This is a genomic window from Streptomyces sp. NPDC059499, from assembly GCF_042749285.1.
Taxonomy (GTDB): domain Bacteria; phylum Actinomycetota; class Actinomycetes; order Streptomycetales; family Streptomycetaceae; genus Streptomyces.
This window is the reverse complement of sequence record NZ_JBHYTT010000008.1, coordinates 205,691-228,631: the sequence shown is the minus strand read 5'-3', so window position 1 is coordinate 228,631 and position 22,941 is coordinate 205,691. Positions and strand designations below refer to the sequence as shown.

Genomic DNA, 22,941 nt, shown 5'->3' with positions numbered 1-22,941 from the left:
CGGCGTGCCCGCATCCGGAGGCCGGATGCGCCGTGGGTGTCCCGGGGTGCCGAGGCGGTGGGGTTTCATCGGCACCCCGGGACGGTCAACGGGTGGTGCTGTGCGAGCTGTTCGGGATTCAGCCGCCGTACAGGTCGCCCAGGCTGATACCGGTGGTCGCGGTCGCCCCGCCGAGCCTGACCTGGTGGTCGAGGCTGACGAACTTGCCGCCCGACTGCCAGAGCGCCGGCTTGAGCAGGGCGTACTTGGCTTCGTCCCACGTCGTCCAGTCGTGGTTCAGCAGCCCGCCGGTGTCACCGGAGTTGGGGTTGATGCACCAGAAGGTCTGGTGGATCCCGTTCTCGACGATGAGGTCGCGCAGCGCCGTCATCCACTTCTGGTTCGGGCCGTTGTCGAGGAAGCCGCCCCATTCGCCGATGAGCAGGGGTGCGGTTCCGGTCTTGTGCACGAAGAGCCAGTTCGGGTCCCAGACGTCGCGCTCCAGTGTGGTGCGGCTCCACTGGCCCTGGAACCAGGGCTGTTGGTAGACCAGCGGCCCGTAGTCGTGGGGCGAGTAGACGAGCTGGTCCTGCTGGGCACCCAGGTCGACCGGGTGGTCCTCGACACCCCGCAGGTTCCCGCCCCACCACATGTTGTGGTAGTCCGTCGCGGTGGTGGAGGACCAGTTGGCGCCGTCCTTGGGGTAGATCTCGATGCCCTCGCACAGGACGAGGACATCGGGGTTGATCGCGAGGATGCGCCTGCCCGCGGTCTCACAGGTGTACTTGAAGTTGTCCTGGTCGGTGGAGCTGTCCCACTTCGCCCGCGGGCTGTCGGACTGCTTGCCGTGCGGCTCGTTCTTGATGTCCATCGCGACGAGGGTGTCGTTGGTCCGGTAGCGGGCGGTCACCCACTCCCAGGCGGAGTAGAACTGCTCGGTGGTGATCGCGCCCTTCCACCACACGGGGTACACATGGCCGGAGTTGTCGGCCTCCGCACTGTGGACGTCGAGCATCACCTTGATGCCGTACTTCTCCGACACCGCGAGGAAGGCGTCGAACACCTGCAGGGTCGTCTTGTCCTTGAGTTCGGGGTTCGCCCAGGTGTTGACGGCGCTGGAGACCGCCGCCCGGCCGTCCTTCCACTCCAGCAGGAGCTGGGTGGAGATCGGTACGCGGACGATGTTGATGCCCCGTTCCGCCATCTGTCGGGTGACCGTCTCCAGATTCGCGGACCACAGTCCGTGGAAGACGCGTTCGGTGGCGTTGAAGCCGAACCAGTTGGCTCCGGTCAGCCAGACCCGGTTGCCCTGCTCGTCGACGATCCGGTTGCCCTCGGTGTGCAGCCAGTCCTTGCCGGTTCCGGCAGCGGCCTTGGTCTGCGCGGCGGGGACTGCCGCGGCCGCCGGCGGTGAGCCGGTCGCAGCCTGCGCGGCGACCGGGCCCGACAGCGTCATCAGCACGGCGGTCGCCGTGACGGCTGCGGCAACCGCCGCGCCCAGGCGCTTTCTCATCGATAACTTCATCCGTCGTTGCCTTTCATGGGGTAAGGCAGGCAATGGATCATGGGAGCGCTCCCATTCATTGTTCACATGAAGCCAGCAGGCCGGATGCGCTGTCAATGGGCATGTCAATCTTCACTTCTTGAAGACGCCGGACCGGCGCCGGACAGGGCACCCGAGGGCCGGGCGGAAGCCACACCCGCCCCGCGGGCCCCGAAAGCCCCTGCCGCACCCGGGCCACACCTCCGGACGATCGGCGCACGCGGGGTGCGCGCGCCGGACAGAGGTCAGTATTCACGCATCTGAGTCATGAATTTGAGCTCTGAACACAAAATCTTGCGCAGCAGCGTGGACTTCCTTGCGGAGATGCTCCTAGCCTGTGGGGCGTCCGCAGAGCCCCCACGAGCCGCAAGGACGACCGACACGTGACCTCACCACCTGGACGACGCCTGCTCAGGCGCTCCCTGTCCGCATCCCTCTCCCTGGCCCTCGCCGCCGTCGGCACCGCTGCCGCCGTCGTGATGGCCGGCGCACCGTCCGCCCAGGCCGCCGGTGTCCCCGCGCCGTCGCCCGTCGGGATACCCGGCCGGGGTGCCACCGTTCCGTTCACGGAGCAGGAAGCCGAGTACGCCGCCACCAACGGCGCACTCATCGGCCCCGACCGGCTGTACGGTTCGCTGCCCTCGGAGGCATCGGGCCGGCAGGCCGTCACGCTGGACTCGGCGGGTGAGTACGTGGAGTTCACCCTCACGGCACCCGCGAACGCGATGACCTTCCGCTACTCACTGCCGGACAACTCCGCCGGGACGGGCCGGGACGCCTCGATCGACCTGCGAGTGAACGGCTCCTCGCTCAAGAGCGTGCCGGTGACCTCGAAGTACGGCTGGTACTACGGGGGTTATCCCTTCAACAACAATCCCGGCGACACCAACCCGCACCACTTCTACGACGAGACCCGGACCATGTTCGGATCGACGCTGGCCGCCGGAACGAAGGTACGGCTCCAGGTGACGTCCACCGCCGCCTCGCCCTCCTTCACCATCGACCTGGCGGACTTCGAGCAGGTCGGCGCGCCGGTCGGCAAGCCCTCGGGCGCCCTGGACGTGGTGGGTGACTTCGGTGCCGACCCGACGGGCGGCACCGACTCCACCGCGAAGTTCCAGGCGGCGGTCGACGCGGGCCGCACCCAGGGCAGGGAGGTGTACATCCCGCAGGGCACCTTCCAGGTCAACGACCACATCGTCGTCGACAAGGTGACGCTGCGGGGCGCCGGTCCCTGGTACAGCGTGCTGACCGGACGCCACCCCACGGACCGGAGCAAGGCGGTCGGCGTCTACGGCAAGTACGCGGCCCAGGGCGGCAGCAGCAACGTCACCCTCAAGGACTTCGCCATCATCGGCGACATCCGCGAGCGCGTGGACAACGACCAGGTCAACGCCATCGGCGGGGCCATGTCGAACTCGGTCGTCGACAACGTCTGGATGCAGCACACCAAGTGCGGCGCCTGGATGGACGGTCCGATGGACAACTTCACCATCAAGAACAGCCGGATCCTCGACCAGACCGCCGACGGTGTGAACTTCCACTACGGTGTCACGAACTCCACCGTGACCAACACCTTCGTCCGCAACACCGGTGACGACGGTCTGGCCATGTGGGCGGAGAACATCCCGAACGTGAGGAACAAGTTCACGTTCAACACCGTCATCCTGCCGATCCTCGCCAACAACATCGTGACCTACGGCGGCAAGGACATCACGATCTCCGACAACGTCATGTCGGACACCATCAGCAACGGCGGCGGCCTGCACATCGCCAACCGCTATCCGGGCGTCAACTCCGGTCAGGGAACCGCGGTCTCGGGCACCCACACGGCCGCCCGCAACACCCTGATCCGCACCGGCAACAACGACTTCAACTGGCGCTTCGGCGTCGGTGCGATCTGGTTCAGCGGTCTCAACGAGCCGATCAGCAACGCCACGATCAACATCACCGACAGCGAGATCCTGGACAGCTCCTACGCGGCGATCCACCTGATCGAGGGCGCGTCCAACGGGCTGCACTTCGACAACATCAAGATCGACGGCGCCGGTACGTACGCCCTGCAGATCCAGGCGCCGGGAACGGCCTCGTTCAACAAGGTCGTCGCCACGCACATCGCCCAGTCCAACCCGATCCACAACTGCGTCGGCAGCGGCTTCCAGATCACCCAGGGCACCGGCAACTCCGGCTGGTACGCGAACCCGCCCGCCTGCACCGGTGTCTGGCCGGACCCGGTGTGGACGAACGGCGGGGTGCCCGGGAGCGGCGGTCCGACCGACCCGACCGACCCCCCGGACCCGACGGACCCGCCCGAGGAGACGGGCAACCTCGCCCAGGGACGTACGGTCACCGAGACCAGTCACGTCGATGTGTACGGCGCGGCCAACGCGGTGGACGGCAATGCCAACAGCTACTGGGAGAGCCGTAACAACGCCTTCCCGCAGTCCGTCACCGTGGACCTCGGTGCCGCCAAGGCCGTCAAGCGGCTGGTGCTGAAACTGCCTCCGGCCGCCGCCTGGGCCACCCGCACACAGACCATCGGCGTCACGGGCAGCACCGACAACTCCACGTACAACTCGCTCAAGGCCTCGGCGGGTTACACCTTCAACCCGTCGAGCGGCAACACCGCGACCGTCACCCTGCCGGGGACGCCGACCCGCTATGTGCGGCTGACCTTCACCGGGAACACCGGCTGGCCGGCTGCTCAGCTCTCCGAACTGGAGGCCTACACCAGCTGATCGGACGACACGGTGACGGGCCCGGCCTTCACGGCCGGGCCCGTCATCGCTCACAGGGGTCAGGACTTGGACGCGAAGCCCTCCGCGGCCGTCGACACCTCGGCCGGGCGGACCACCTTGAGACCACCGGGGGTCTTGGCATCCGGCTTCATGATGACGGTCTGGTTGGTCGACGGGGCCGCGGGATCGGTGAAGTCGTGCGAGATCCCGAAGTCGCTGCCGAAGCCCTTGATGGTGAGCAGGGCCTTGTCGACACCCTCACGGGTCAGGTCCTTGGACTCGCAGGCCTTCTTCAGAGCCTCCCCGAAGACGGACGCCGCGTTGTATCCGGCGACGACCCCGTTGTCGAGGCCGTCCTTCGGGTACTGGGCCGTATAGGCCTTGGCGAGCTTGGACGGACCCGCCGCCGCGTCACCGATCGGCAGGGTGGAGGAACCGATGTAGTAGTCCTTCTGCAGGGCCGGGCCCGCCTGGGTCGCCAGGAGCTGCGGCGCGTAGGCCGAGTTGTTGCCCACGACGGGGACGTTGAATCCCGTGGCGGCGGCGACGCCGACCAGTGAGGCCGCCTGGCGGGGTCCGGCGCTGATGACGATCGCCTTGACGCCCGCCTGCTTGAGCGCGGAGACCTGGGCGGTCATGTCGTTGTCGGTCGGCTTGATCTTCTGTTCGACGACGGTCAGGCCCGCCTCCTTCGCCGCGTACTTGGAGCCGGCCAGGGCGTTCTCGCCGTAGTCGCCCTCGAAGTAGACGTGACCGATCTTGTCGCCCTTGGCGACGCGCTTCTCGTCGAGCAGGAAGTCGACCAGGTTGATCGTCTCGACGTCGTACGTGGCGCCGATGACCCGGACGTACTTGGAGCCGAGGAGGTTCGCCGACCAGGCCTGCGGCAGGACGATGCCCTTGTCCTGGCCGTCGATGCGCTGCTCGACGGCGGCGACGAACGGGGAGCCGATGAACTGGGCGAAGCCCAGCACGTCCGGCTCCAGCTCCGTGTAGGCCGCGATGGCCTTCTGCGGGTCGTAGCCGTGGTCGCGGACGGTCAGTTCGATCTGCCGGTCGCAGATGCCGCCCGCGGCGTTGGTCTCCTTCACCCACAGCTGCTGGGCCTGGGTGACGCTCTTGCCGAGCGAGGCGTACACCCCTGTCATGTCGGTGAGGGCGCCGAGGGTGATCTTGGAGTCGGTGACTCCTTCACCGGTCTTCACCCCGCTCTTGTCCGTGCCGGCGGCATCCCCCTTTCCGGCCTTCTCGCTGCACCCGACGAGGGTGAGGGTGAGCGCCGCAAGGACCGCTCCGTACACACGCATTTTCATTTCTTCTCCCCTGGATTCTTCAGACGCGTAAGGCCGCCGGGCAGGAACAGGACCACCGCGACCACCGCGGCGCCGTACAGATAGCGGGACGCCTCACCCGGTGTGAGTCCGCCCGTACCGGGGGCGGACACCAGGGGCAGGGAGTCGCTGTAGTGGGTGAGCACCTGCGGGAGCAGCGATACGAACGCGGCGCCGACGACGGCCCCCGCGACACTGCCGAGCCCGCCGATGACGATCATGGCGAGGTACTCGAGGGACAGGACCATGCCGAAGTACTCGGGCACGGTCCGCTGGAAGACCAGCGCGAGCAGGACACCCGCGAGGCCCGCGTACATCGAGGAGAGGACGAAGACCCCTGCCCGGTACTTGGCCACCGGCACGCCCATCACGCCCGCGGCGATCCGGTGGTCGCGGATGGCGTTGAGCGCCCGGCCGGGCCTGCCGCGCAGCACCCCGCGGGCGAAGAGCCCGCTGAGGGCGAGGGCGAGCAGTCCCACGTACCAGAGCTTCTCGGAGGACTGGAAGGGCACCGCGGCGACGATCACCTCGGTGTCGTCGAAGGTGAACCCGAACAGTGAGAGCGGGGGCACGGCCCGGCCGTTGAAACCGCCGGTGAGGGAGCCCGCGTTGAACAGCACGTGCTGGCCGATGAAGATCAGGGCGAGTGTGGCGATACCGAGGTACGCGCCGCGCAGCCGGCCCGCGATCGGGCTGAACAGTCCGCCCACCGCGCCCGCCAGCAGGACGGCGAGGATCGCGGCGAGCCAGGTGGGCAGGCCGAGCCCCGAGAGTTCGTGGCCGTTCTCGGTGCTGCTCTCACCGGCCAGGATGCAGTAGCTGTACGCCCCCACCGCGAGGAAGAAGGCGTGGCCCATGGAGAGCTGGCCGGTGCTGCCGGTGAGCAGGTTGAGGCCGATCGCCCCGATCGCGGCGGCCATCGCGAAGAGTCCGGCCTGGAGCCAGAAGCGGTCCAGGTAGAACGGGAACAGGAGAAGCACGACGGAGCCGACGAGCCACAGGTAGGGGCGGGGGTGCCGCAGCCGTGCGGTGAGCGACTGCCCCGGGCCGGGCGGCACGGGAGCCTGGGTGACGCCGGCTTCGGCGGGCGTCCCGGCGTCCTTGACGGTTTCAGACACGGGCCAGCTCCTTCGTACCGAAGAGTCCCGCGGGCCGGATGAGCAGGACGACCACCATCACGAGATAGGGCGCGAGGTCTCCGATGCCGCGCCCCAGGAAGGAGAGATCGCTCTGGTACCCGGTGGCGAGCGACTCGGTGACTCCGACGATGAGCCCTCCGACCAGCGCACCGGTCGTCGAGTCGAGGCCGCCGAGGATCGCCGCCGGGAACGCCTTGAGCGCGGCGAAGGACGTGGCCCGTTCGAGGCCCGGGGTGGGGAAGACGGTGAGGAAGAGCGCGGCGACCGCGGCGAGTGCCCCGGCGACCGCCCAGGCCGACAGCGACACCCGGCCGAGCTTGATGCCCATCAGGGCCGCCGTCTGCGGGTTCTCGGCGGCGGCCCGCATCGACACGCCCCACGAGGTGTAGCGGAACGCGAGCAGGAACACCGTGATGAGCAGCCCCGCGACGACGAAGGCCGCGATGCGGGTCTCGGCCAGGGTGACACCGCCGATGGTGACGACATTGTCGCCCCACGGGTCACCGAGCGACAGGACCTCGGTGCCCATCTGGCGGGTGAGTTCCGTGGTGATGAGGATGTCGACGCCGATGGTGACGATGGCCAGGACGCTGTGGTCGCTGCCCCGGTAGCGGCGCATCACGAAGAACTCGACGGCGGAGCCGACGACCGCGGCGCCCGCGATCCCGACGCCGAGCGCCGGCCAGAAGCCGATGTCGTCGTGCAGTACGGCGGTGACGTATCCGCCCGCCAGCAGGAGGGAGGCGTGGGCGAAGTTGACGACCTCGGTGGCCTTGAAGATGACGACGAAGCCGAGCGCGATCAGTGCGTAGACCGATCCGATGGAGAGTCCGCCGAGGAGGAGTTCGATGAAGGTGGTCATTCCTGTGTCCCCAAGTAGGCCTGGACGACGGCCGGATCGTTCTGGACCTCGGCGGGGGTGCCGCCCGCGATCCTGCGTCCGAAGTCGAGTACGGTCACGGCGTCCGCGAGCCGCATCACCACACCCATGTCGTGCTCGACGAGCACGATGGAGATGCCGAGGCTGTCGCGTACGTCCGCGACGACGGCCGCGACGCGACGGCGTTCGTCGGCCGTCATGCCGGCGATGGGCTCGTCGAGCAGCAGCACCTGCGGCTCCATGCAGAGCGCACGGCCGAGCTCCACGAGCTTCTGCTTCCCGTACGGGAGCGCACCCGCGGGCCGTTCCAGTTCCTTGTCCAGGCCGATGAACTCGGCTATCTCGCGGACCCGTTCGCGATGGAGCCGCGCTTCGCGGGCCGCCGACGGCAGCCGCAGTCCGCTGGCGAGGAAACCGGCGCGGGTGAGGCGGTGCCGGCCGAGCAGCAGGCTGTCGGCGACGGTGGCGTGCGGGGGCAGCGCCAGGTTCTGGAAGGTGCGCGCGATGCCGAGGCCGGCGATCTTGTGCGGGGCGAGGCCGGTGAGTTCGGTGGAGCCGAGGTGCACCGAGCCGGAGGTGGCCCGGTAGACACCGGAGAGCACGTTGAAGGTGGTGGACTTGCCGGCGCCGTTGGGTCCGATGACGGCGTGCACGCTGCCGGGTTCGACGGTGAACGAGACCGCGTCGAGGGCGGTGAGCCCGGCGAAGCGTACGGTCACGTCGCGCACGGCGAGTGCGGCCGGGGCGGTGACGGGGGCCGTGGTGGCCGGAGCGGTTGTCACGCGGACCACCTGCTCAGGGTGCGTGAGGGGCCGCCGACGGCCTGCCGCGCGACCTCGGCTGCCTCCTCGTCGACGACGCCCAGATAGCGGCGGCGTACCTCGTCGGACGCGGCGAGATCGTCGGCCGGGCCCTCGATGGCGACCTCGCCGACGTCCAGGACGTACGCGGTGGAGGCGAGCCTGAGCGCGATCGCCGCGTTCTGCTCGACGAGCATGACGGAGGTGCCCGCCGCGTTGATCTCCTGGATCGTCTCGGCGATCCTGGCCGCCATCAACGGCGCCAGGCCGAGGGACGGTTCGTCGAGCAGGAGCAGGCGGGGCCCGGCCATCAGGGCCCGTCCCATCGCCAGCATCTGCTGCTCCCCGCCGGACAGCAGTCCGGCACGCTGGTGGGCGCGCTGGGCGAGGACGGGGAACAGTTCGTGTACGCGTGAGAGCGCCGCGGTCGTTGCCTTGCGCCCGCCCCGGGCACCGAGTGCACCGGCCCGCAGGTTGTCCGCCACCGTCATCCGGGCGAACACCTGTCGCCCCTCCGGCACCTGGATCACTCCTGCGGCCACCACCTGGGCGGGGCGCAGCCCGTCCAGGGGCACGCCGTCGAAGCGGATGGTGCCCGTGCCCGTCCCGCGGTGGAAGCCGAGGGTCCGCGACACGGCCCGCAGCAGCGTGGTCTTGCCGGCGCCGTTGCCGCCGAGTACCGCGGTGATCGCGCCGGCCGGCACGTCGACGGAGACGTCGCGCAGTGCCCGTACCGGGCCGTAGCCCACGGACAGTTCGCGGATCTCGAGCGTTGCCATGCGTCCTCCTCCTTCCGACTGGTCGTTGTGGTGCCACAGACCAGCAGGGGGCGGGCCGCGCGTCCACGGTCCGCGGCGCAATCGCTGCGTCTGACCAGCGTTCGAAGGGTGCGGTTGTGCACGCGCACAGAGCCACGTGATCCGCTGTCGCACGCCTCGCGGCGGGTGGCATCGTCACGAGCCATGAGCGGCCCGGCTGCGGAACGGAGCGATGACATGCAGCGGCGCAGTGACGAACGGGTCCAGGCGCTGCTCGACGCCCTCCTCGAGGACCGGTCCGCGCCGGGACTCGCGGCGCGTGCGGCGGCCGGTCTCGGGCTGCCGGAGCAGGGCCGTTACGCGGTGGCGGTGCTGCGGACGGGCGACGGGCCGGACCGTCCGGTCATGGACGCGGACGGGATGACCTTCCTCCGGCGGACGCGGGCGGACTGCGAGATCGTGGTCGTGGCCCTGGGCGAGCGGGACACGGACGAACTCACCGCGGTCCTGGTGGAGCGGTTTCCCGGTCCGGGAGGGATCAGTCCGGTGGTGGAGTCGCTCGCCGAGCTGGGATCGGCGCGCCGGCTGGCCGATGTGGCACTGCTGACCTGTCCCCCGGGCACGGCCCGGATCGTGCGGCTGGAGGAGCGGCTGCCGGCGGCGCTGGTGGTGAGCCGGCCGGAGCTGGCTGCCCGGCTGGTCGCGAGTGTCTTCGGCCCGCTGCTGGGCCTGGACCCGGCGGACCGGGAGTTGCTGGTGCGGACGCTGGAGGCCTGGCTGGACTGCGGAGGGTCCGCGGGGCGGGCGGCGGGACTCCTGTACTGCCACCGCAACACCGTGCTGAACCGGTTGCGGCGGCTGGAGCAGCTGACGTCACGGTCGCTGTCACGGCCGCGCGAGCTGATCGAGATCATGCTGGCCCTGGAGGCCTTCCGGCTCTCGGTGGCGGCACAGCGGTGAGGGGGGTTTACCGGGCCGCGCGCGCTTTTCGTGATCTTGTGGGCCCTGGGGCCCTTCGGGCTCTGGGGGGCGGCCCGGCGGTGCGGGGGGCGGGCCCGCCCCCCTCACCGCTGTGCGTCACGACAGGAGGCTGTGCGTCACGCCAGGAAGTCGCGGGCGATCGCCTCGGCCACGCGTTCCAGCAGGGGTCCTGCCTGCGCCATGCAGACGGCCGGATCGGGTTCGAGTTCCGTCAGGGCGTAGGCCCGTCGGATCCCGGCCCCTTCCAGCGCCTCGGGCGGCAGGGCGAGTCGTCCGCAGACGGCGACGACCTCCACGCCCGCGGCACGGGCCGCCGCGGCGACGCCCGCCGGGGCCTTGCCGTGCAGGGTCTGCTCGTCGAGCGATCCCTCGCCGGTGACGACGAGCGTGGCGCGGGCGAGCGCCGGGGCGAAGCCCAGGACGTCGAGCATGACCTCGATGCCGGGCCGGAAGCGTGCCCCCAGCGCGACCAGTGCGCCGTAGCCGATGCCTCCGGCGGCGCCGGCCCCGGGGAGGGCGGCGTGCTCGGGTCCCAGGACGGAGGCGTAGTGGGCGAGCGCCGCGTCGAGGACCGCGATGTCGTCCTCGGTGGCGCCCTTCTGCCGCCCGTACACCTCGGGGGCGCCCTTCGGGCCGGTCAGCGGGTTGTCCACGTCGCTGGCCAGGATCAGGTCGATGTCCGTCAGCCGTGGGTCGAGCCCCGACAGATCGGCCTCGGCCAGCTCGGCGAGCCCTCCTCCGCCGGGGCCGACGGGCTTGCCGTCCCTGTCCAGGAAGCGGGCACCCAGCGCGGCGAGCATGCCTGCGCCGCCATCCGTGGTGGCGCTGCCGCCGACCCCGAACACGATCGTCCGCGCGCCCGCGTCGAGTGCGGCCCGCAGCAGTTCGCCGGAGCCGTACGTGGTGGCCGTGAGCGGGGCGAACTGCCCCGCGGGTAGGTGCTGGAGGCCCGATGCCTCGGCCATCTCCACCACGGCCGTGGTGTCGCGCACCGCGTACGCCGCGTCGACGGGTGTGCCCAGCGGTCCGGTCACCCGCGCCTCGCGGCGCTCGAATCCGGCGGCCACCGCCGCCGCGACCGTGCCGTCGCCGCCGTCCGCGACAGGCAGGGTCTCGACCCGCACCCCGGGGACGACGCGCCGCAGTCCGGCCGTCACCCGCTCCGCGACCTGTACGGCCGTGAGCGAGCCCTTGAACTTGTCCGCCGCGACGAGCACGCGGGCGGTCTCCATCACTGCTCCGTCCGTCACCTTGCATCCTTTGCTTTCGAACAGGCAGTCGCGCCGCCCCGACCCTATCCGGACGACCCCCTCCCTGCCCATGGCTGTCCAGGACCGTCCGGCCTGCCTCTACGCTGCCGCCATGACCTCAACCGACTACGCCGCGTACATCGCGGGCCTGCCCCGGGTACTGGCCGCGGCGGCATCGCTCTTCCTCGACGGGCAGGGGCGGATCCTGCTCGTCGAGCCGAACTATCGCGAAGGCTGGGCGCTGCCGGGCGGCACGGTCGAATCCGATGCGGGCGAGAGCCCCCGGCAGGCCGCGCGCCGGGAGACGGCGGAGGAGATCGGCCTCGATCTGGAGCCGGGCCGGCTGCTCGCGGTCGACTGGGCGCGCGGTCCGGCGCGTCCGCCGATCGTCGCGTACCTGTACGACGGTGGTGTGCTGTCGGCGGAACAGTTCGAGTCGATCCGCCTCCAGGAGGAGGAGCTGCTGTCCTGGAAGTTGGTGGACCGCGCCGACCTCGCCGGCCATCTGCGCGGGTCGCTCCGCCTCAGGGTCCTGGCGGCGCTGGACGTGCGGGACTCCGGCGCGGGCACGGCCGAGCTGGAGGACGGCGAACCGGCAGGACGGTGACGAAAACTGATCGCGGGCGGTACGGGCCGGTGCGTACGCTCGTGCCATGACTCTCGTCGCGATCCTCAGCGGCGCCGGCATCTCCACGGACTCCGGCATCCCCGACTACCGTGGGCCGCAAGGGCTCTGGCGGAAGGACCCGGAGGCGGAGAAGCTCGTCACCTACGACTTCTACATGTCCGATCCCGAGATCCGGCGCCGCTCCTGGCAGATGCGTCGCACCAGTGCGACCTGGAAGGCCGAGCCGAACGCGGCCCACCGTGCCGTCGCGGCACTCGAGCGGTCGGGTACACCGGTGCGGGTCCTCACGCAGAATATCGACGGACTGCACCAGCTGGCCGGCCTGTCCGCCCGCAAGGTCGTCGAGCTCCACGGCACCGCACGCGAGGTCGTCTGTACGCGCTGCCGTGCCCGGTCCTCCATGGAGCAGGCGCTGTCCCGGGTCGAAGCCGGCGAGGCGGACCCGCCGTGTGCTGTCTGCGGCGGAATCCTGAAGTCCGCAACGGTCATGTTCGGTGAGCGCCTGGATCCGCAGGTCCTGGCCGAGGCGATGGCGATCACCAAGGCGAGCCAGGTGTTCGTCGCGGTGGGCACGACCCTTCAGGTCCAGCCCGCGGCCTCCCTGGCAGGCATCGCCGTGGAGCACGGCGCCCGGCTCATCGTGATGAATGCCGACCCGACCCCGTACGACGAGCTGGCGGAGGAGACGATCCGCGAACCCATCGGGACGGCCCTGCCGACGCTGCTGGAGCGCCTGTCCGCCGGAGCGGGCGCCTAGCCGCCGTACGCTGTGATCGTTTTCGCCCCTCCGGCACGGCCTACTCCTCCAGGCCTCCCTGGACCCGGCGCGACGGCTTGAACACGTACAGGTCCAGAATCTCGGGCGCCTCGGCGAGACCGGGTCCGCCGTCCCCCGCCCAGGTCACGATGTCCGCGACGGCGTGCGGATCGTTCACCAGACCGAGCCAGACCGGCCGGCCACCGGCGCCGCGTCCCTCGGCGGAGGGCTGCACCACGATGACGTTGCCCTGCTCGCAGGCGTCCAGGCACTCCACGGCACGCACGGTGGCGACCCCGTCGAGGGACTGCCGCAGCTCTGCCAGCTGCCCGGCGTGGTCCACGCCGGGGATCTTCGGGGTGCCGCAGCAGCAGCCCCGGCAGACGCTGACGGTGGGCCGGGAGGGTCCCGGCCCGGCGGCGGGCCTGCGGGTACGGCGGCTCATGCGGAGGAACTCCCGGTGGTGGCGCGGTTGATCACCGTAGGACTGTACCGAGCGGCTCCCCCGGCGGTCCGGGCCCCGGGGTGGGGTAGTGTTGACGGCTGCGAAGGGGAGTAGCCCCGCAAACCGGTCGTCGACACACTGGAGCCTTCGGGTTCCCGGTGGCCGGGCTCGTAGATCCTTACGGGTGGGCGAGACCTTCGGTCAGGTATGACACGCCCGCGTCCTGCGGGCGCTGCCGTCATGCCGGGCCGAGTGGTCCTCCGAGAAGCCCGAGCGGCGCTTCGCGAAAGGCCCGGGGCCCGGCTCGTACAGAAAGCCACCCGGAATGCATCTCGACCTCCTGGCGATCCTCACCGCCTTCGGGCTGATCTTCCTCGCGGAGCTCCCCGACAAGACGATGTTCGCCTCGCTGGCCATGGGCACGCGCATGCGGCCGCTGTATGTCTGGTTCGGTACGTCGTCCGCCTTCATCGTGCATGTCGCCATCGCGGTCGGCGCGGGCGGTCTGATCGGCCTGCTGCCCGACTGGATCGTCAAGCTGGTCTCGGCCTCCCTCTTCGCCTTCGGCGCGTTCATGCTGCTGCGCAGTGGCGGCGGTGACGAGGACGACGAGGACGAGATCAAGACCGTGACCGGCTTCTGGCCGGTCTACTCGACCGCTTTCATGGCCGTCTTCATCAGCGAATGGGGCGACCTGACGCAGATCACCACCGCGAACCTCGCGGCGAGCAACGGCACCTGGTCCACGGCCATCGGGGCTGCCGCCGCCCTCATGTCCGTCTCGGCGCTGGCACTGCTGGCCGGGCGCTTCATCGCCAAGAGGGTGCCCCTGAAGACCGTGCAGCGCATCGGTGGTGTGTGCATGCTCGGGCTCGCGATCTGGTCGGTCGTCGAGATCTTCACGAGCTGATCCGTACGGGAGGCCGGGCGGGCCCTCAGAACAGGGCCTGTACCTCGTCCCCGGTCCCCCGCTCGAAGTCCAGCAGCCGCTGCTTGCGCTCCAGCCCGCCGCCGTACCCGGTGAGGCTTCCCGACGCTCCGACGACCCGGTGGCAGGGGACGATGATCCCGATGGGGTTCTTGCCGTTGGCGAGGCCCACCGCACGGGAGGCGCCGGGCTTGCCGAGGTGTTCGGCCAGTTCACCGTACGAACAGGTCTCGCCGTACGGAATCTCCTGGAGCCCGGCCCAGACACTGCGCTGGAACGGGGTGCCGGCCAGGTGCAGCGGCAGGTCGAACGTCCTCAGCTCTCCAGTGAAGTACGCGCCCAGCTGGCGGACCGTCTCGGTGAACGGCCGCGGGTCGGGCTCGCCGAAGGTCTCCTCCGGCGGCCGGTGGCGCTGTCCGGTCATGTACAGGCCGGCCAGTACGCCGTCGGTGGCGACCAGGGTGAGGGCCCCGTACGGGCTGTCGATGACCGTGTGCTGCCTGGTCACCGTGGGTGTGGTGGTCATGGTTCGTCCTTACGCCCTCAGACGGGCAGGTGGTTGATGGGGTGGTCGTCGACGGTCCACAGGTACTGGACCGCGTACGCGCGCCAGGGCCGCCAGTGCGCGGCGCGCGCGGTGAGCGCCGCGGGGGTGGCGGGGAGGCCGAGCCGCTCGGCCGCCCGGCGGATGCCGAGGTCGGTGGGGAGGAACGCGTCCGGGTCCCCGAGCGCCCGCATGGCGATCACTTCGACCGTCCAGGGGCCGAAGCCCGGCAGGGCGGACAGTTCTGCCCTGGCCGCGTCCCAGTCGGTGCCCTCCCCCAGGTGCAACGAGCCGTCGGCAAGAGCCCCGACCAGGGTGGTGAGCGTGGTGCGGCGGCTGCGCGGCAGCGCGAGGGTCTCGGGATCGAGTCCGGCCAGGGCCTCCGCGGTCGGGAAGAGATGGGTGAGGCCGCCCTCGGGGTCCTCGACGGGTACGCCGTGGGCGGCGACCAGGCGGGCGGCGTGGGTACGCGCGGCCGCCGTGGAGACCTGCTGGCCGAGGACCGCTCGTACGGCGAACTCCGCGGCGTCGACCGTGCGCGGCACCCGGCGGCCGGGGGCCGCGTCGACCAGCGGCGCGAGCAGCGGATCGGAGCGCAGCTGCTCGTCCACGGCCACGGGGTCGGCGTCCAGGTCGAGCAGTCTGCGGCACCGGCTGATGGCCTGGGTGAGATCACGCGGATCGGTGAGGGAGAGCCGGCAGGCGATGTGGTCGGGCCGCGGGGTGAGCGCCACGATGCCGTGTCCGTGCGGGAGGGCGAGCGTGCGGCGGTAGGCGCCGTCACGCCATTCCTCGACTCCGGGGACCGCCGTCGCGGCGAGGTGCCCGAAGAGGTTGCTGGGGTTGAGCGGGGCGCGGTACGGCAGCCGCAGCGTGATGACTCCGGGAGCCTCGGCCGCCCCGGCCCCGCGTGCCGCACGGGTGCGCAGTTCCCCGGGGGCGAGCGCGAAGACCTCGCGGACGGTGTCGTTGAAGGTGCGGACGGAGGCGAAACCGGCCGCGAACGCCACCTCGGCCATGGGGAGTCCGGTCGTCTCGATGAGCACCCGCGCGGTCTGGGCACGCTGGGAACGGGCCAGCGCGAGGGGGCCCGCGCCGAGCTCCGCGAGCAGCTGGCGCTCGATCTGGCGGGCCGAGTAGCCGAGCCGCGCGGCGAGACCCGGCACGCCCTCCCGGTCGACCACCCCGTCCTGGATGAGGCGCATGGCGCGGGCCACGGAGTCGGCCCGGGCGTTCCACTCCGGTGAGCCGGGGCTGGTGTCGGGCCGGCATCGCTTGCAGGCCCGGAATCCGGCCTGCTGGCAGGCGGCGGCGCTGGGGTAGAACGTCATGTTGCGGACCTTGGGCGGCACGACGGGACAGCTGGGCCGGCAGTAGATCCGGGTGGTCAGGACAGCGGTGAAGAACCAGCCGTCGAAACGGGCGTCCTTCGACTGTACGGCCCGCACGCAGCGTTCGGTGTCGGTGTGCATGCTTCAAGCATCGGGCATCCACGGCGGCAGGGCTGGCGGAAATCCGACATCAGCCTTGCGCTGCCAGGGCCTCCTCGAACTCGATGTAGGCGTGTGCGTCGAACAGCACGAAGCGCACCTCCTCGACGGGCGGAGCCGCCTCGGCCAGCACCGTACGGACGGCGATGCGGGCGGCGTCATCCATGGGCCAGCCGAAGATGCCGGTGGACACGGCAGGGAACACCACGGTGCGCGCGCCCAACTCCGCTGCCACACGCAGGGATTCGCGGTAGCAGGAGGCGAGCAGCTCCGACCGGTCCTCGGCGCCGCTCCAGACCGGACCGACGGTGTGGATGACCCACGTGGCGTCGAGCCGGCCTGCCGTCGTGGCCACGGCCCGGCCGGTCGGCAGCCCCTTTCCGTAGTGCGAGGCGCGCAGTTCACGGCACGCGGCCAGGATCTCCGGGCCGCCGCGGCGGTGGATCGCGCCGTCGACACCGCCCCCGCCGAGGAGACTCGAATTCGCGGCGTTGACAAGGGCGTCGGCCTTCTGCCGGGTGATGTCGCCGCGGGCCAGGGTGACGTTGACGGCCTCAGATCTGCTCATGCGGACATCATGCCGTTGCCGGGCGGGGCCGTGCGGGACGCTCACGTGGCCCGCAGACGGCGCCACACCGCCTTCGCAGCGTGATGGCCGGACATTCCGTGCACGCCGGGGCCGGGCGGGGTGGCCGAGGAACAGAGGAAAACCGCTGGGTGGGCGGTGGCGTACGGGACGCGGGCGAGTTTGGGACGTATCACCGTCTGGAGCCCGGCGAACGCCCCGGTCGCGATGTCTCCGCCGACGTAATTGGCGTTGCGCACGGCGAGTTGGGGCGGGCCGGCGGTCGCGCGGGCGAGCACGAGATCGCGGAATCCGGGGGCGAAGCGCTCCAGCTGCCGTTCGATGACCTCCGTCGCGTCGCCTTCCCAGCCTGCCGGGACGTGTCCGTACACCCAGAAGACATGGCGGCCCTCGGGGGCCCGGGACGGGTCGACGAGGCTCGGCTGTGCGGTGATCAGGAAGGGGACGTCCGGGTCACGGCCCGACACCGCGGCGCGCAGGGCGGCGTCGATCTCACCGGCCGTGGGGCCGACATGGACCGTGCCGGCTCGCCTGGCCTCCTCCGCGGTCCACGGGACGGGTCCCGACAGGGCGTAGTCGATCTTGAAGCAGGAGGCGCCGTAGCGGTAGCCGCTGTAGGCGCTGCCGAGTCCGGCGATGCGGGCGAGTGCGGTAGGCGAGGTGTCGAAGATGTACGCACGGGCGGGCGGAAGCTCGTCCAGACGTTTGACCTCGATGCCCGTACGGATCTCGCCCCCCTGTTCACGCAGGTACGAGGCGAGGGCGTCGGAGATGGCCTGCGAGCCGCCGCGGGGCACGGGCCAGCCCTTCTCGTGCGCGGCGAGCGCGAACATCAGGGCGATTCCGCTCGTCGCGATGCCGCTGGTGGGCGCGATGGCGTGGGCGGCGAGCCCGGCGATGAGTCCGCGCGCCTTGGCGCCCTTGAAGCGGCGGGAGAGCAGCGTGGCGGGCTGGATCGCGTCGAGGCCGAAGCGCGCCCAGCGGTACGGGTCGCGGGGCAGCCCGTCCCACGGGGTGCGCAGGAAGTCCGCGGCGAGTGTGTCCCAGTGGCCGGTGTAGGGCGAGACCAGCCTGCGGTACGCGCCCGCGTCCTCGGGGCCGAGGGACATGGCGCTCTCTCCCACGGACCGGGTGAGCACGGCGGCGGATCCGTCCGGGAAGGGGTGGGCGAGCGCCAGCCGGGGCTGCAGCCATTCGAGGCCGTGCCGGGCCAGCGGCATCGCGTCGAAGGCGGGTGAGCCGATCCCCAGAGGGTGCACGGCGGAACACGGATCGTGTCGGAAGCCCGGGAGGGTGAGCTCCTCGGTGCGGGCACCGCCTCCGACGGTCTCCGCGGCTTCGAAGACCTCGACGGCGAAGCCGCGGCGGGCCAGTTCTGCCGCGGCCGTCAGCCCGTTGGGGCCCGCCCCCACGACGACGGCATCCAGCATCGATGGCACCTTCGGACTCCTCTGTCAGCCGGTGGCCAGGACACCCAGGATATTCGGGCGCGCCGACAACCGGCCCGCGGGTAGCCTCCCGACCGATGAACAACGCTTCCGTACCTCCGCCCGCCGTCTCCGCGATGGCCTCCCGGCTTGCCGCACTGCCCGGAATCAGGGCCGTCGTCCTCGGCGGCAGCCGGGCCCGCGGCACCCACCGGCCGGATTCCGACTGGGACCTGGGTGTCTACTACCGCGGCACCCCCGGCCTGGCAGGACTGACCGCCCTGGCGTCCGGGGCCCAGGGTTCCCCGGTGGCGGTTGCGGGGCCGGGCGGCTGGGGGCCGTGGGTCAACGGCGGTGCGTGGCTGACGGTGGACGGTGTCGCGGTCGACTGGATCCTGCGCGATCTGGACCGGGTGGAGTCGGTCTGGTCCGACTGCCGCGAGGGCCGCTTCGAGGTGGGCGTCCAGCCCGGCCACCCGCTGGGCTTCTGGTCCCCCTGTTATGTGGGAGAGGTCGCGCTCGGGCGCGTACTCGAGGATCCGCACGGGGAGTTGACGGCCCTTCAGGAGACGGTGCGCACCTATCCGGAGCCCTTGCGCACGGCGCTCGTCGACGCCGCGTGGGAAGCCGGCTTCTCCGTGGCCTCGGCCCGCAAGTCCGCCCCGTCCGGCGACACGCTCCATGTGGCCCTGTGCCTGTCGAGGGCGTTCGGCGTCCTCGCCCAGTCCCTCCACGCCCACCACCGCACCTGGTGCCTCAACGAGAAGGGCGCGCTCGCGGCGGCCGCCGCCCTCCCCGACACCCCTGCGGGCTTCGCGGACCGGGTCTCCCGGGCGCTGCGCGGCCTGGACGCGGACGCGGTGGAGACGGCGGCCGCGGTCGTACGGGAGGTGCAGCGGGTACTGGAAGGCGGCGACGCGGTCTCAGGCGCCGGAGGAGCCTGAACCGGATACGCCGTCGCGCAACGCGGTGAGGACCGCATCGGCCGTCGCCGCGTCGCGGGCGGCCGTGAAGGGGAGGGCGTTGCCGCCGGTGATGCGGTACGGGAGCCCGGCGAGCGTGGACTGGGTGCCGCCCGCCTCGGCGACCAGGAGCAGGCCGGCCGCGTGGTCCCAGGCCAGTTCCCAGTTGAAGGCGACCGCGTCCTGCGCACCGCAGGCGACGGCGAGGTACTCGAGGCCCGCCGATCCGCAGGAACGTGCCTCGATGCCTTCGGTGCGCAGGCCGAGCAACGCACGCTTCTGGGCGTCGGAGGTGTAGTCGGGGTGGGACATCGCCACCCTGAGGACGGCGCCCGGCACGGGCGAACCGCTGTGCAGCGGCGCGCCGTTGAGCGTGGCCCCACGGCCTCGTACGGCGACGGCCATCTCGCCCAGCGCGGGGGCGTACGTCCAGGAGGCGAGCACCTCGCCGCGGTGGGCGAGGGCCACCAGGGTGCAGAAGCCGGGTTCGCCGTGGACGAACTGGCGGGTGCCGTCGACCGGGTCGACGATCCAGACGGGCGCGTCCTCGCCCAGTGCGTCGTACACCGACGGGTCGGCGTGGACGGCCTCCTCGCCGACGACGGCCGATCCGGGCAGGAGCCGGGTCAGCGACGCGGTGAGGTGCTCCTCGGCACCCCGGTCGGCAGCGGTGACCAGGTCGTGCGGGCCGCTCTTCTGCACGATCTCGTGCGTGGCGAGCTGCCGGTACCGGGGCATGATCTCGGCGGCGGCCGCTGCGCGGACCGCCGCCTCGACCTCGGTCAGGTTCCCTGCGTCCGCAGCGAGGAAGTCATCGATCATGCCTCCAGCTAAGCACGGTCGCCGGGGGACATCGCAGGTGGGCGGTCAGCGGCCGACCGCGTACCCCTGCATGCCGCGCGGATTGGCGGCGGCCGACAGCACTCCGGTCTCCGGATCGCGGGCGACGGCACACATGCGCCCCTCGGACCACGGGTCGCCGACCGTGACGTCGTGGCCGCGGCGGCGCAGCTCCTCGATGACCTCCGGGTCCATTCCCTCCTCGACGGTCATGCTGCCGGGCCTCATCCCCCGGGGGAAGAAGGAGCCGGGGAAGCTGTCGTTGTGCCAGTTCGGGGCGTCGATGGCGCCCTGCAGGTCGAGGCCGCCACGGACCTCGGAGCGCAGCGCGACAGCGAGGAAGAAGTGGAGCTGCCACTGGTCCTGCTGATCGCCGCCCGGCGTGCCGAACGCCATGACCGGGACGCCGTCGCGGAGCGCGAGGGACGGGGTCAGGGTGGTCCGGGGGCGGCGGCCCGGGGTGAGGGAGTTGGGCAGCCCCTCGTCGAGCCAGGCCATCTGGAGGCGGGTACCGAGCGGGAAGCCGAGCTCGGGCACGACCGGGTTGGACTGGAGCCAGCCACCACTGGGGGTGGCGGAGACCATGTTGCCCCAGCGGTCGACGACGTCGAGGTGGCAGGTGTCGCCGCGGGTCGCGCCGTCCTTGGCGACGGTCGGCTCGCCCGCGCCGGCGGCCGGTATGCCCATGGCGTCGAATCCGGACTCGCCGGAGGCGACGGCGTGGGCGTGTGCGCTGAGGACGGGGGTACGGCCCCCGGGGCTGCCGGGGCGCAGCTCGCACGAGGCCTCGGCGGTGACGAGGGCGCGGCGTGCCGCGTTGTACGGCTCGGAGAGCAGCACGTCGAGGGGCACGTCGGCGGCGTCGCCGTACCAGGCCTCGCGGTCGGCCATGGCGAGCTTGCAGCCCTCGACGAGGAGGTGGACGTAGTCGGCGGAGCCGTAGGCGGGCAGTTCGGCCGGCAGCAGGGCGAGCTGCTGGAGGAAGGCGGGGCCCTGGCTCCAGCCGCCCGCCTTGGCCAGGGTCCAGCCGTTCCAGTCGTACGTGGCCGGGGCCTCGTACGACGCGGACCAGCCGGCCAGGTCGGCGGCGGTGAGGGTGCCCGTGTGGTGGGTGCCGCTGGTGTCCAGGGTGGGTACCGCGGCCTGGCGGACGAGCGCCTCGGCGATGAAGCCCTCGCTCCAGACCTTCCGGGCGGCCTCGATCTGTGCGACGCGGTCGTCGCCGCCGGTCTCCTCGGCCTCGGTCTGCAGGCGCCGCCAGGTCGCGGCGAGTGCGGGGTTGCGGAACAGCTGACCGGGCTCGGGGGACTTTCCGCCGGGCAGGTAGACCTCGGCGGACGACTGCCATTCGTTCTCGAACAGCTCGCGGACCGTCTCGACGGTCTGTCCGATCCGCTCGACCGGTGCGTGGCCGTCCTCGGCGTACCCGATCGCGTAGCGCAGCACCTCGCCGAGCGTCTTGGTGCCGTGGTCGCGCAGGAGCAGCATCCAGGCGTCGAACGCGCCGGGCACGGCGGCCGCGAGGGGCCCGGTGCCGGGAACGAGCTCGAGGCCGAGTCCGCGGTAGTGGTCGATGGTCGCCCCCGCGGGCGCCGGGCCCTGACCGCACAGGACCTGTACGTCGCCGTCCCTGGGCGCCACGATCATGGGCACCTCGCCGGCGGGCCCGTTGAGGTGCGGTTCGACGACGTGCAGGACGAATCCGGCGGCGACGGCCGCGTCGTAGGCGTTGCCGCCGTCCTCCAGCACTGCCATCGCGGACTGCGAGGCGAGCCAGTGGGTGGAGGACACCATGCCGAAGGTGCCCTGGAGGGTGGGCCTGGTGGTGAACACGGGATAGGGCTCCTTGGTGCGGTGATGCTGTGAGGTGCGCTGTTCGGATCGTAAGGACGACGGGTCAGGATGCCGCGGCCGGGGCCACGGCAGCCGGGGCCGCCGCGTCCGGGGCCGCACCGTCGTCGTCGACGAGGTGGCAGGAGACCTGGCGTCCGCCGGGCAGCTCGCGCAGCACGGGGACCTCGGTGCGGCACCGGTCGGTGGCGAGCGGGCAACGGGTGTGGAAGCGGCAGCCGGGCGGCGGGTCCAGGGGGCTGGGCAGCTCGCCGTGGAGCACGATGCGCCGGCGGGAGCGCTGGTCGACCGGGTCCGGGACGGGAGCGGCCGAGAGCAGGGCCTGGGTGTAGGGGTGCTTGGGCGCGGCGAAGAGTTCGGCGGTCGGGGCCTGCTCGACGATCTGGCCGAGGTACATCACGGCGATCCGGTCGGCGAGGAACTCGACGGCTGCCAGGTCGTGGGTGATGAACAGGCAGCCGAAACCGCGGTCGCGCTGGAGGTCGGCGAGGAGGTTGAGGACGGAGGCCTGGACGGAGACGTCCAGGGCCGATGTCGGCTCGTCGGCGACGACCAGGTCGGGGTCGCAGGAGAGCGCGCGGGCGATCGAGATGCGCTGGCGCTGCCCGCCCGAGAGCTCGTGCGGATGCCGGTCCGCGTGTTCGGGGCGCAGGCCGACCTGGGCGAGGAGCTCCTCGACCCGGGCGCGCACGGCAGGCCCGCGGGCCTGCCGGTTCAGTCTCAGCGGTTCGGCGATGATCTGCCCGATGGTCATGCGGGGGTCGAGCGAGGACGACGGGTCCTGGAAGACCAGGTGGAAGTCCTTGCGCAGCGGCCGCAGGGCCCGGCGCGAGAGGTGGGTGATGTCGGTGCCGTTGATGCGGACACTGCCGCCGGTGGGTTCGTCGAGGCGTACGGCGCAGCGGCCCACGGTCGACTTGCCGCTGCCCGACTCGCCGACGAGGCCGACGACCTCCCCGCGGCCGATGGTGATCGAGACGCCGTCGACGGCGCGGACGGTACCGCCGCCGGAGGCACCGAAGTGCCGTTCCATGGCGTCGATCTCGAGCACCGGCCCCTGGGGGCGGGGCGCGTTCTCGTCGTC

At 71.4% G+C, this 22,941-nt stretch carries 21 protein-coding genes; 6 read left to right on the top strand and 15 right to left on the bottom strand.

Annotated features, from left to right (window positions below; translation table 11 throughout):
• Positions 1-118 precede the first annotated feature (118 nt).
• Positions 119-1,492, bottom strand: coding sequence for a glycoside hydrolase family 5 protein (locus ACFW9O_RS20520; RefSeq protein WP_384611110.1), 1,374 nt, complete (start codon positions 1,490-1,492; stop codon positions 119-121).
• 413 nt (positions 1,493-1,905) lie between these two features.
• On the opposite strand from ACFW9O_RS20520, the gene ACFW9O_RS20515 reads away from it, so the two are divergent.
• Positions 1,906-4,260, top strand: a complete 2,355-nt coding sequence (locus tag ACFW9O_RS20515) for a discoidin domain-containing protein (RefSeq protein ID WP_384611109.1) — start codon at positions 1,906-1,908, stop codon at positions 4,258-4,260.
• Between the two features lie 59 nt (positions 4,261-4,319).
• Here ACFW9O_RS20515 and ACFW9O_RS20510 read toward each other — a convergent pair whose 3' ends face one another.
• From ACFW9O_RS20510 to ACFW9O_RS20490, 5 genes are read right to left on the bottom strand one after another with little or no spacing between them, the layout of a single operon-like run.
• Positions 4,320-5,573, bottom strand: a complete 1,254-nt coding sequence (locus ACFW9O_RS20510) for an ABC transporter substrate-binding protein (protein WP_384611107.1) — start codon at positions 5,571-5,573, stop codon at positions 4,320-4,322.
• On the bottom strand, positions 5,570-6,709 hold the full coding sequence (locus tag ACFW9O_RS20505; protein ID WP_384611105.1) for a branched-chain amino acid ABC transporter permease: 1,140 nt from the start codon (positions 6,707-6,709) through the stop codon (positions 5,570-5,572). Before ACFW9O_RS20505 ends, ACFW9O_RS20510 begins: the two co-directional genes overlap by 4 nt.
• Positions 6,702-7,592, bottom strand: a complete 891-nt coding sequence (locus ACFW9O_RS20500) for a branched-chain amino acid ABC transporter permease (protein ID WP_384611103.1) — start codon at positions 7,590-7,592, stop codon at positions 6,702-6,704. The genes ACFW9O_RS20505 and ACFW9O_RS20500 overlap by 8 nt, the downstream gene beginning before the upstream one ends.
• Positions 7,589-8,401: an ABC transporter ATP-binding protein gene (locus ACFW9O_RS20495; RefSeq protein WP_384611101.1), complete on the bottom strand. Its 813-nt coding sequence runs from the start codon at positions 8,399-8,401 to the stop codon at positions 7,589-7,591. Before ACFW9O_RS20495 ends, ACFW9O_RS20500 begins: the two co-directional genes overlap by 4 nt.
• Complete coding sequence (locus tag ACFW9O_RS20490) at positions 8,389-9,189, bottom strand: ABC transporter ATP-binding protein (protein ID WP_351174546.1); 801 nt, start codon at positions 9,187-9,189, stop codon at positions 8,389-8,391. Before ACFW9O_RS20490 ends, ACFW9O_RS20495 begins: the two co-directional genes overlap by 13 nt.
• A gap of 216 nt (positions 9,190-9,405) precedes the next feature.
• On the opposite strand from ACFW9O_RS20490, the gene ACFW9O_RS20485 reads away from it, so the two are divergent.
• Positions 9,406-10,128, top strand: coding sequence for a PucR family transcriptional regulator (locus ACFW9O_RS20485; protein ID WP_384611099.1), 723 nt, complete (start codon positions 9,406-9,408; stop codon positions 10,126-10,128).
• Between the two features lie 137 nt (positions 10,129-10,265).
• Here the strand turns inward: ACFW9O_RS20485 and ACFW9O_RS20480 are convergent, their stop codons facing one another.
• On the bottom strand, positions 10,266-11,381 hold the full coding sequence (locus ACFW9O_RS20480) for a glycerate kinase (protein ID WP_384611295.1): 1,116 nt from the start codon (positions 11,379-11,381) through the stop codon (positions 10,266-10,268).
• Between the two features lie 130 nt (positions 11,382-11,511).
• On the opposite strand from ACFW9O_RS20480, the gene ACFW9O_RS20475 reads away from it, so the two are divergent.
• Together ACFW9O_RS20475 and ACFW9O_RS20470 are read left to right on the top strand one after the other, a co-directional pair.
• The gene (locus ACFW9O_RS20475; RefSeq protein WP_384611097.1) at positions 11,512-12,006 is read left to right on the top strand and encodes an NUDIX domain-containing protein; all 495 of its coding nucleotides are present in this window, start codon (positions 11,512-11,514) and stop codon (positions 12,004-12,006) included.
• Positions 12,007-12,052: 46 nt separating this feature from the next.
• Entirely contained in the window at positions 12,053-12,784 is a 732-nt protein-coding gene (locus tag ACFW9O_RS20470) for an NAD-dependent deacetylase (RefSeq protein WP_384611095.1), read from the top strand.
• A 40-nt stretch (positions 12,785-12,824) separates the two neighbouring features.
• On the opposite strand, the gene ACFW9O_RS20465 is transcribed toward ACFW9O_RS20470, so the two are convergent.
• A complete protein-coding gene (locus ACFW9O_RS20465; protein WP_351177889.1) occupies positions 12,825-13,229 on the bottom strand; it encodes a (2Fe-2S) ferredoxin domain-containing protein in 405 nt (134 codons plus the stop codon).
• 325 nt (positions 13,230-13,554) lie between these two features.
• On the opposite strand from ACFW9O_RS20465, the gene ACFW9O_RS20460 reads away from it, so the two are divergent.
• Complete coding sequence (locus tag ACFW9O_RS20460; RefSeq protein WP_384611093.1) at positions 13,555-14,139, top strand: TMEM165/GDT1 family protein; 585 nt, start codon at positions 13,555-13,557, stop codon at positions 14,137-14,139.
• 25 nt (positions 14,140-14,164) lie between these two features.
• Here the strand turns inward: ACFW9O_RS20460 and ACFW9O_RS20455 are convergent, their stop codons facing one another.
• From ACFW9O_RS20455 to ACFW9O_RS20440, 4 genes are read right to left on the bottom strand one after another with little or no spacing between them, the layout of a single operon-like run.
• Positions 14,165-14,683: a methylated-DNA--[protein]-cysteine S-methyltransferase gene (locus ACFW9O_RS20455; protein ID WP_384611092.1), complete on the bottom strand. Its 519-nt coding sequence runs from the start codon at positions 14,681-14,683 to the stop codon at positions 14,165-14,167.
• 17 nt (positions 14,684-14,700) lie between these two features.
• Positions 14,701-16,173 carry an AlkA N-terminal domain-containing protein gene (locus ACFW9O_RS20450; RefSeq protein ID WP_384611090.1) on the bottom strand — a complete coding sequence of 491 codons (1,473 nt, stop codon included), beginning with the start codon at positions 16,171-16,173 and terminating at the stop codon, positions 14,701-14,703.
• Between the two features lie 49 nt (positions 16,174-16,222).
• On the bottom strand, positions 16,223-16,759 hold the full coding sequence (locus ACFW9O_RS20445) for an O-acetyl-ADP-ribose deacetylase (RefSeq protein ID WP_351177901.1): 537 nt from the start codon (positions 16,757-16,759) through the stop codon (positions 16,223-16,225).
• A gap of 41 nt (positions 16,760-16,800) precedes the next feature.
• Positions 16,801-18,216: a phytoene desaturase family protein gene (locus ACFW9O_RS20440; protein ID WP_384611088.1), complete on the bottom strand. Its 1,416-nt coding sequence runs from the start codon at positions 18,214-18,216 to the stop codon at positions 16,801-16,803.
• An 86-nt stretch (positions 18,217-18,302) separates the two neighbouring features.
• Between ACFW9O_RS20440 and ACFW9O_RS20435 the strand changes: the two genes are divergently transcribed.
• Positions 18,303-19,148 carry a nucleotidyltransferase domain-containing protein gene (locus ACFW9O_RS20435; protein ID WP_384611086.1) on the top strand — a complete coding sequence of 282 codons (846 nt, stop codon included), beginning with the start codon at positions 18,303-18,305 and terminating at the stop codon, positions 19,146-19,148.
• Here ACFW9O_RS20435 and ACFW9O_RS20430 read toward each other — a convergent pair.
• From ACFW9O_RS20430 to ACFW9O_RS20420, 3 genes are all read right to left on the bottom strand, one after another.
• The gene (locus ACFW9O_RS20430) at positions 19,128-19,988 is read right to left on the bottom strand and encodes an inositol monophosphatase family protein (protein WP_384611084.1); all 861 of its coding nucleotides are present in this window, start codon (positions 19,986-19,988) and stop codon (positions 19,128-19,130) included. The genes ACFW9O_RS20435 and ACFW9O_RS20430 overlap by 21 nt on opposite strands.
• 45 nt (positions 19,989-20,033) lie before the next feature.
• Positions 20,034-21,839 (bottom strand): gamma-glutamyltransferase family protein, encoded by a 1,806-nt coding sequence (locus ACFW9O_RS20425; protein WP_384611083.1) that lies wholly within the window; start codon positions 21,837-21,839, stop codon positions 20,034-20,036.
• 64 nt (positions 21,840-21,903) lie between these two features.
• A complete protein-coding gene (locus ACFW9O_RS20420; protein ID WP_351177931.1) occupies positions 21,904-22,890 on the bottom strand; it encodes an oligopeptide/dipeptide ABC transporter ATP-binding protein in 987 nt (328 codons plus the stop codon).
• Between the last annotated feature and the right edge of the window lie 51 nt (positions 22,891-22,941).